The sequence below is a fragment of the Actinomyces sp. oral taxon 180 str. F0310 genome, from assembly GCF_000185285.1.
Taxonomy (GTDB): Bacteria; Actinomycetota; Actinomycetes; order Actinomycetales; family Actinomycetaceae; genus Pauljensenia.
In genome coordinates, this window is sequence record NZ_GL622194.1 from 1,509,296 (window position 1) to 1,516,750 (window position 7,455).

Below are 7,455 nucleotides of genomic sequence, written 5' to 3' on the forward strand. Positions count from 1 at the left end.
CTTCCGATGTCTGTCGTTATCGACGTTCCCCGCGCATCCGCGCTCGACCGCCCTGGCCTCGATCAGGGCTCCACTCCTTCTCCGCAGGCAGACGGCCTCGATCCCGTCATCGCCGCCGCTCGTGCTGCTGGTCGTCTGGCCGGTGAACGCCTGGCTCGCACGCCCCTGACCCCGCGACAGCGCGCCGCGGTCGCCGCCGTGATGGGCGGTGGTCACTGATGAGCGCCAACTCCGCCGCCTTCGACCACGTGAACGGCTTCCGCTGGCGACAGGGCGACCCCTCCCTCGCCGAGTCCGAGGCACGTCTCTACGACCTCGGCGTGCTCCGCTCCGTGCTGGAGGAGTCCGTCGAGATCGCCGTCGCCGACGCCCGCGCCGATGGGGTGACCTGGGCGAAGATCGGCGACGCCCTCGGCGTCACGCACCAGGCTGTCATCAAGCGCTACGGCCGGGGCGGTGGTCGCTGATGCGCGCCGACGCACGCAACCTCAGCACCGCTCCCGCCGACCTGACCCCGCCCGGAGGGCCTGGCCTGGCACCCGCCGAAGGCGGGCTGCCCGTCGTCGTGATGACGGTCCGCAGCCGTGCTTCGCACTCTAAGAGTTTCGGGAGCCTCATTCGTTCCTACGGGCGCGGCAAGGGCTTGTCGATTGCCGCGTCCTGCAACAACGTGCCTGGTCAGCGGTCGGTTCCGCCCGCGCTCCGTCGCGTGGCCTCGTGGGATCATTTTGGGTCTCATTTGGGGGTCAATAGGGGGTCATTTAGGCGCCGCACTCTCTCTGAGGCCCTCCGCGCTGTCCGCGGCGGGGGTGGTCGCCGTGGCTAAGCAGGAGAACAACCCGACGAGCATCGGGCTCACGCAGTACCTCGATCCGTCGTACTGGACCTGGGCTGCCGAGGACCCGAACGGGGCCGCGCTGCTCCAGCAGGGAGCCGAGGCGATCCTCGCCTACATGGTGCAGCGGCTCGAGGCCACCGGCTGCGAGGTCGTCGAGGCCGACGGCATCGTGCATGACAAGGACGAGCGCGAGGTCTGGAGCGACACGGAAAAGGCTCTGGTGATCGAGCCGAAGCCCGATCACCTGCACGCGGTCATCAAGTTCGCCAGCCGTGCGAAGAGCGCACCGCTGGATCGGCTCGCGTTCGGCATCGGCGTCGAGCCCCAGTACGTCGAGAAGCCGGGCCGCGGGCGGTACGCCTACGACAACATGCTGTCGTATCTGACGCACGTGAAGTACGCGGACAAGCACCAATACGCGCCTTCGGAGGTCGCTACGGTGCGTGGGCCTGACTACCTCGGGATCGACGCCCAGCGTCGGGAGACCTGGCTCAAGGGGCGCGCGCACGTGAAGAAGAAGGTCGTCGCCGAGAACTTCGAGGACATGCGCGAGCGCGTGCTCCAGGGCGAGTTCACGCGGGATCAGATCATGCTCACGGACGAGCTGTTCGACATCTACTCGCGGCATCAGCGGGAGATCGACGACGCGCTGTCGGCCTACGGCCAGCGCCGCGCATACCGGGCGGCGGCGAAGCTCCGCGCCGGTGAGTTCTCGACGCACGTGGTGTTCGTCCATGGGGATGCCGGGATCGGCAAGACCCGGTTCGCCACGGACTTCATCACCGAGGCGATCAACGCGGCGAACGCGCACGGCGAGCGGTGGCAGGTCTACCGGGCCGCGACGGGGAACCCGCTTGATGACTGGCGAGGCGAGGAGGTGCTGCTGCTGGACGATCTGCGGGCCTCGGCGATGGATGCGAACGACTGGCTGCTGCTGCTTGATCCGTACAACGCCTCGCCTGCGAAGGCTCGGTACAAGAACAAGGGCGAGGTGGCCCCGCGCCTTATCGTCATCACGGCGACGATCGAGCCTGTCGAGTTCTTCTACTACGCCCGCCAGAAGGGCAACGTGGACGAGGCGTTGGACCAGTTCATCCGCCGCTTGGCCTCGGTCGTGAAGGTCTATCGTGCCGACGACATCAATCGTTACCTCGTGCAGCACATTGGGAAGATCGAGCCCTACGAGTGGCACCAGTGCAGCATCCCGACCGCCGCACACACGCCCGGCATGTACGGCAACGCGTATCACCAGAACGTCGGGTCGCGGGAACTGACCTACGGTCCGGAGACCTCGGCGGAACATGACGCTGAGGGCGCGGTTGCTGAGCTGCTGGGCGGGCTCGCGGTGCGGAGCCCTGACGTGCCGCTGGCGCTGATCGGAGGTGCCGCATGAGCACCGAACGCGATGCGCTCTTCCAGGGGGTCGAGGGGGCCGGAGGCCCCTCGCAAGCAGCCGGGGAGGACATGAGCGCCAGCGAAATGTCCGACACGGCTACTGCTTGCCACTCTGGCGTACAGGTGGAGCAGCAGACCGACTCCCAGGTGAACACCGGTCGGGCTGATGCGGAGGCTGTGCGTCAGAGTCACGGCGGCGCGAAGCGTCGTCGTGGGGGCCGCGCGAAGCTCGATACCGACTTCGGAGAGGAGACGCTTGCGGCGCTTCGCACTCGTGCGAAGCGGCTCGGGCTGGCTCCGAGCACGTGGGTGCGGACCGTCGTCCGGGATGCCCTCCACGCCTCTCGGAGCGAGGAGTTGGACGCCGCCGTGGCCGCGCACCTGCTCGGGGTCGAGGCGCGGGTGCAGGCGTCGGCGGATGCTCGCGAGCTGGCCGCGCAGATTCGCCCGCTGGCGATCAACGTCAACGACCTCGACCGCCGGGCGCGGGCTGGTGAGTCAGTGGCGCTGTCGGCGGAGGTGCCCGAGCTGATCGAGTTGCTGCGCGAGGTCCGCGCCCTGCTCGGGGATCGGGCGGCCTCATGAGCACCACGCACTACAGCCCGAGCGCCAGCGCCGCCGACACGGAGCGCTATATCCGTGGCAAGGAGGACGAGCGGGGCATCGCGATCACGTGCGATGTGCCGGGAGGCCCCGGCGCGTTCTCGGCGCGCGCTCGGTCGCTCACGCAGAACACGACGCGCGAGGTCGAGGCGGTGCATTACCGCCAGTCGTTCAGCGACGAGGAGTTCGACCCGAAGAGTCCGGAGGACGTGCAGCGGGTGAACGATCTCGGTTATCAGCTCGCGAAGAAAATGCACCCGGATTCCGACTGCCTCGTAGTCAGTCATGTGGATGGGCGGGGCAAGAAGCCGCACAACCACATCTTGGTCATCAACCACAACAACCGGACGGGGAAGGCGCTCTCGGACTATCGCACGTTCCACGACCGCAAGGCCGGGAATCAGCGGGGCGTCCAGTCGGCGAACGACCAGCTGATGCGAGAACACGGGCTCTCGGTCGTGAAGCGGCTGGAGCACGCACCGAAGGACTGGGAGCTGCGCCGCGAGGACTTCGCCGAGGGATCGCTCGACCGCGAGATGGGCGACCGGATGAGCGCGGCGCTGGCCGATCCCCGGGCGGTGGACAAGGCAGGTCTGGTCTCGGTGATCGAGGAGCAGAACCAGCGGCTCGGCGATGACGGGGAGCGGGTGCCGCGGATGCGGTTGCACAGCCCCGTCAGCAAGAAGGGCAAGCGCGCCGGGCAAGAGACCTGGACGCTCTACATCGAGGATCGCCGCGGCGAGTCCGGCCGCGCCGAGCGCCGCAAGCGCGCGAGCACCCTCTCGGCGGACTTCACCCCGGAGGGCGCGCAAGCGTTCTTCGACTACCACCAGCAGCAGAAGGAGAAGGAACATGAGCGCAGCGCTCGACAGGCTGAAGCAGCAGAACGAGCCCGAGCAGTCGCAGCAGCAGCTCGGCAGTCCGGAGACGATGGAGCTGTTGACCTCGATCCTCGCCGCCGTCGAGGCGCAGAACACGAGGATTGCCACGCTGACCGAACAGCAGAAGAAGCTCGCGGGGTTCGTGAAGGTCATGGACGAGGAGACGACGAGGCGGCTGGAGCGGATCACGGCCCCGGCGTCGACCTCCTCGCCCTCCAGCGACGTGTCCGCGAGGATCGCGAGTATCGAGAGCAGGCAGAACGAGATCGCGAGCACGCTCGGCGAGTTCGCGCAGAGTCTCAACGGCGAGAGCTTGAACGCCGCGTCGCGGGGCTTGGTCGCGGAGGCGCAGAAGAATCGCGCGGCTACGGCCTCGGCGATTGAGGGTCTGAAGGCGCAGGTCACAGCGAACCAGAAGCTCGTGAGCCAGGTCGGCGGCGCGGTCCAGCGGATCGAGAAGCGCACCGAGGAACGGGTCGAGAAGGCTGTCGAGCAGGTCGCCGGGGAGGCTTCGGCCACGATGACCGCGAGCCTCGACGCCTCGAACGCGCGGGCGGAGCGGATCATCGCCGCGACGGCGAAGCTGGAGGCGCGACAGCTCTGGTCCGCCGCCGCCGCGATGTGCCTCGTTCTCCTGCCGGTGGCCGTGGTCGTCGCCGGTCTCTGGATGGGCATCGCCGGGCTCATCACGGGTGTTCAGTGGGCGCTGGACGTGGACGGGAGCGTGTGGCTCGGCATCGGCCGGTGGCTCGTGGTCGGCGCTGGCCTCGCCGGGGCCGGCTACGGGCTCTTCGCGTCCGTCCGCTGGGTTGCGGGTCTCGTGGAGACCTGGAAGGGCCGCGGGATGCCGAAGTGGCCCCGCTGGCGCAAGAGGTGATCACGCCTCACGAGGGCAAGCGCGCGCAGCGCGTGCGGCAGCCGCGACAACTGGACATTAGGTCAGCTGCTGCTGTATAGTTCAGTGCATGCTGACCATTGCTTCGCGTCTTGACGTCATGAACCGGCTCGGCCGGGCCATGGCCGACCCGACGCGCTCCCGCATCCTGATGTCCCTGCTCGACAGCCCGAGCCACCCCGCGGTGCTCTCGCGCGAGCTGGGGCTGACCCGCTCGAACGTGTCCAACCACCTGACCTGCCTGCGCGACTGCGGGATCGTGGTCGCCGAGCCCGAGGGCCGCCAGACTCGCTACGAGATCGCCGACCCGCACCTGGCCGCGGCGCTGACGGCACTGGTCGATGTGACCCTCGCCGTGGACGAGAGCGCGCCGTGCATCGACCCGGCCTGCTCGGTGCCGGGCTGCTGCGCCGCGAGCAGTTCGGGGGACGCCTCGTGAGCGCCGCCTGCGGCTGCGACGAGCCGACGACCAGCCCCGCGGACGAGGCAGAGGAGGCAGAGCGCCGGTGGTGGCGTGATCCCGGCCTGGTCGTGCCGATCCTCTCCGGCGTCGCGTTCGGCACCGGCCTGGCGCTGGAGTGGTCGGGGCTGCACATCGCGGCGCTGGTCGCGTTCTGGGCGGGCCTGCTGCTGGGCGCGTACACGTTCGTGCCCGGTGCGATCCGGAATCTCGTTGTGAAGCGCAAGCTCGGGATCGCGCTGCTGATGACGATCAGCGCTGTGGGCGCGGTGATCCTCGGCTACGTCGAGGAGGCGGCCGCGCTGGCGTTCCTCTACTCGATCGCCGAGGCCCTGGAGGACAAGGCGATGGACCGCGCCCGCGGCGGGCTGCGCGCGCTGCTGAAGCTCGTGCCGGAGACCGCGACCGTGCTGCGCGACGGGACCTCCGCCTCGGTCCCGGCCAGGGAGATCGCCGTCGGCGACGTGCTGCTGGTCCGCCCTGGCGAGCGGGTCGCGACCGATGGGCTGGTCCGCTCGGGCCGGTCGAGCCTGGACACTTCGGCGATCACCGGTGAATCGATCCCGGTCGAGGTCGCGCCCGGAGAAGCGGTGTCGGCGGGCGCGATCAACAGCGCCGGCGTGCTGGAGGTCGAGGCGACCGCCGCGGGCACCGACAACTCGCTGACCACGATCGTGGAGCTGGTAGAGCAGGCCCAGGCCGAGAAGGGCGACCGAGCCCGGATCGCTGACCGGATCGCCCGCCCGCTGGTGCCCGGCGTGATGGTCCTCGCCGTCCTCGTCGGCGTGCTCGGGTCCCTGCTCGGCGACCCGGAGACCTGGATCACCCGCGCCCTGGTCGTCCTCGTCGCGGCCAGCCCCTGCGCGCTGGCGATCGCGGTGCCCGTCACCGTGGTCTCCGCGATCGGCGCGGCGACCAAGTTCGGCGTCGTCATCAAGAGCGGGGCCGCCTTCGAGCGCCTCGGCAGCATCCGGCACCTGGCCGTGGACAAGACCGGCACTCTGACCCGCAACCGGCCCGAGGTAACCGCCATCGTCGCCGCCCATGGGTTCGACGATGCGCAGGTGCTTGCTTGGGCTGCCGCCGTGGAGCAGCACTCGACGCACCCACTCGCCGCCGCCATCGCCGCCGCGGGCCGGGGAACCCCCGCCGCGCAGGACGTGGCCGAGGAGGCCGGGCACGGCATCGGTGGCCTGGTCGACGGCCGCAGGGTGGCGGTGGGCAGTCCGCGCTGGATCGACGCCGGTCCGCTCAAGGCCCGGGTCGAGGACCTGGAGGCCGAGGGGCAGACCTGCGTGCTCGTCACCGTCGACGGCTTCCTGGCCGGGGCGATCGGCGTCCGCGACGAGCTGCGCCCCGAGGTCCCCGAGGTCGTGCGGACCCTGCGCGACCAGGGCGTCGAGGTGAGCATGCTCACCGGCGACAACTCCCGCACCGCTGCTGCGCTGGCGAAGCTGGCCGGGATCGGCGACGTGCACGCCGAGCTGCGTCCCGAGGACAAGGCTCGCATCGTCGCCGGGTTCTCGGAGACGTCGCCGACCGCGATGATCGGCGACGGCATCAACGACGCGCCCGCCCTGGCCGGGGCGACCGTGGGCATCGCGATGGGCGCGACCGGCTCCGACGCCGCGATCGAGTCCGCCGACGTCGCCTTCACCGGCCACGACCTCGGCCTCATCCCGCAGGCTCTGCGCCACGCCCGCCGCGGCGGCAGGATCATCAACCAGAACATCGTGCTGTCCTTGGCGATCATCACTGTGCTGCTGCCGCTGGCGATCACCGGCGTGCTCGGCCTGGCAGCGGTCGTCCTCGTGCACGAGGTCGCCGAAGTCGTCGTCATCGCCAACGGACTGCGGGCTGCGCGTGCCCGCGAGCAATAGGTGTTCCGTCCAACGCCATAACTCAGACATGCGCTATCGCATGTCGATGACGCCGGTGCCGACTTCGATGGCCTTGGTGCGCGCGGCGATGGCCGACAGGAGGGGCATGGGTGCAGCCGCCTGGGGCGCGTAGTGGTGGACGCGGAAGAACGCGCCGTTGACGCCGATCTCGTCGGCAGCAACCGCAAGGTCGATTGCCTGGTGCAGGGACTGGGCAGCGGTTATGCCATGGCGGGGGCCGTTCGAGTAGTGGCCGAAGCTGAGGAATCCAACGTACTTCATGGCGTCAGCCTACGACCATCCAGTTGAATCTTCAATCATATCGGGTGTGGGATGCGAGATAGAAGCGGAGCGGTCGGACGATAGGCCACAACGTGTTGATGGGGTCAGTTGCCGTTCTTGTGACGCGACATCCTGGCAGACCATTGTCGCGCTGCGGCAGGGCGGGGCGTTGCGGCGGGGCGCTGGGGCGGGGCGCTGGGGCGGGGCGTTGCGGCGGGGCG

The 7,455-nt window shown here is 69.4% G+C and carries 8 protein-coding genes and 1 pseudogene; 8 read left to right on the forward strand and 1 reads right to left on the reverse strand.

Going from position 1 to position 7,455, the window contains the following annotated elements:
* The first annotated feature begins 6 nt into the window (after positions 1-6).
* The 8 genes from HMPREF9006_RS06435 (at position 7) to HMPREF9006_RS06465 (ending at position 6,952) form a co-directional block, all read left to right on the forward strand.
* Positions 7-219 carry a hypothetical protein gene (locus HMPREF9006_RS06435; RefSeq protein ID WP_003780572.1) on the forward strand — a complete coding sequence of 71 codons (213 nt, stop codon included), beginning with the start codon at positions 7-9 and terminating at the stop codon, positions 217-219.
* Positions 219-467, forward strand: coding sequence for a hypothetical protein (locus HMPREF9006_RS06440; RefSeq protein ID WP_003780556.1), 249 nt, complete (start codon positions 219-221; stop codon positions 465-467). Before HMPREF9006_RS06435 ends, HMPREF9006_RS06440 begins: the two co-directional genes overlap by 1 nt.
* A gap of 351 nt (positions 468-818) precedes the next feature.
* Positions 819-2,231 (forward strand): Rep family protein, encoded by a 1,413-nt coding sequence (locus HMPREF9006_RS06445; RefSeq protein WP_232209844.1) that lies wholly within the window; start codon positions 819-821, stop codon positions 2,229-2,231.
* Positions 2,228-2,818, forward strand: a complete 591-nt coding sequence (locus HMPREF9006_RS06450) for a hypothetical protein (RefSeq protein WP_009212769.1) — start codon at positions 2,228-2,230, stop codon at positions 2,816-2,818. The genes HMPREF9006_RS06445 and HMPREF9006_RS06450 overlap by 4 nt, the downstream gene beginning before the upstream one ends.
* Positions 2,815-4,101, forward strand: a complete 1,287-nt coding sequence (locus HMPREF9006_RS10350; RefSeq protein WP_083806948.1) for a relaxase/mobilization nuclease domain-containing protein — start codon at positions 2,815-2,817, stop codon at positions 4,099-4,101. The genes HMPREF9006_RS06450 and HMPREF9006_RS10350 overlap by 4 nt, the downstream gene beginning before the upstream one ends.
* A 37-nt stretch (positions 4,102-4,138) precedes the next feature.
* Positions 4,139-4,594: a hypothetical protein gene (locus HMPREF9006_RS10355; RefSeq protein ID WP_017195603.1), complete on the forward strand. Its 456-nt coding sequence runs from the start codon at positions 4,139-4,141 to the stop codon at positions 4,592-4,594.
* A gap of 88 nt (positions 4,595-4,682) precedes the next feature.
* The gene (gene cmtR, locus HMPREF9006_RS06460; RefSeq protein ID WP_003780589.1) at positions 4,683-5,051 is read left to right on the forward strand and encodes a Cd(II)/Pb(II)-sensing metalloregulatory transcriptional regulator CmtR; all 369 of its coding nucleotides are present in this window, start codon (positions 4,683-4,685) and stop codon (positions 5,049-5,051) included.
* Positions 5,048-6,952: a heavy metal translocating P-type ATPase gene (locus tag HMPREF9006_RS06465; RefSeq protein WP_034232221.1), complete on the forward strand. Its 1,905-nt coding sequence runs from the start codon at positions 5,048-5,050 to the stop codon at positions 6,950-6,952. The genes cmtR and HMPREF9006_RS06465 overlap by 4 nt, the downstream gene beginning before the upstream one ends.
* Before the next feature lie 36 nt (positions 6,953-6,988).
* Here HMPREF9006_RS06465 and HMPREF9006_RS06470 read toward each other — a convergent pair.
* Positions 6,989-7,234: pseudogene (locus HMPREF9006_RS06470) on the reverse strand (LLM class flavin-dependent oxidoreductase); the annotation flags it as partial.
* Positions 7,235-7,455 lie beyond the last annotated feature (221 nt).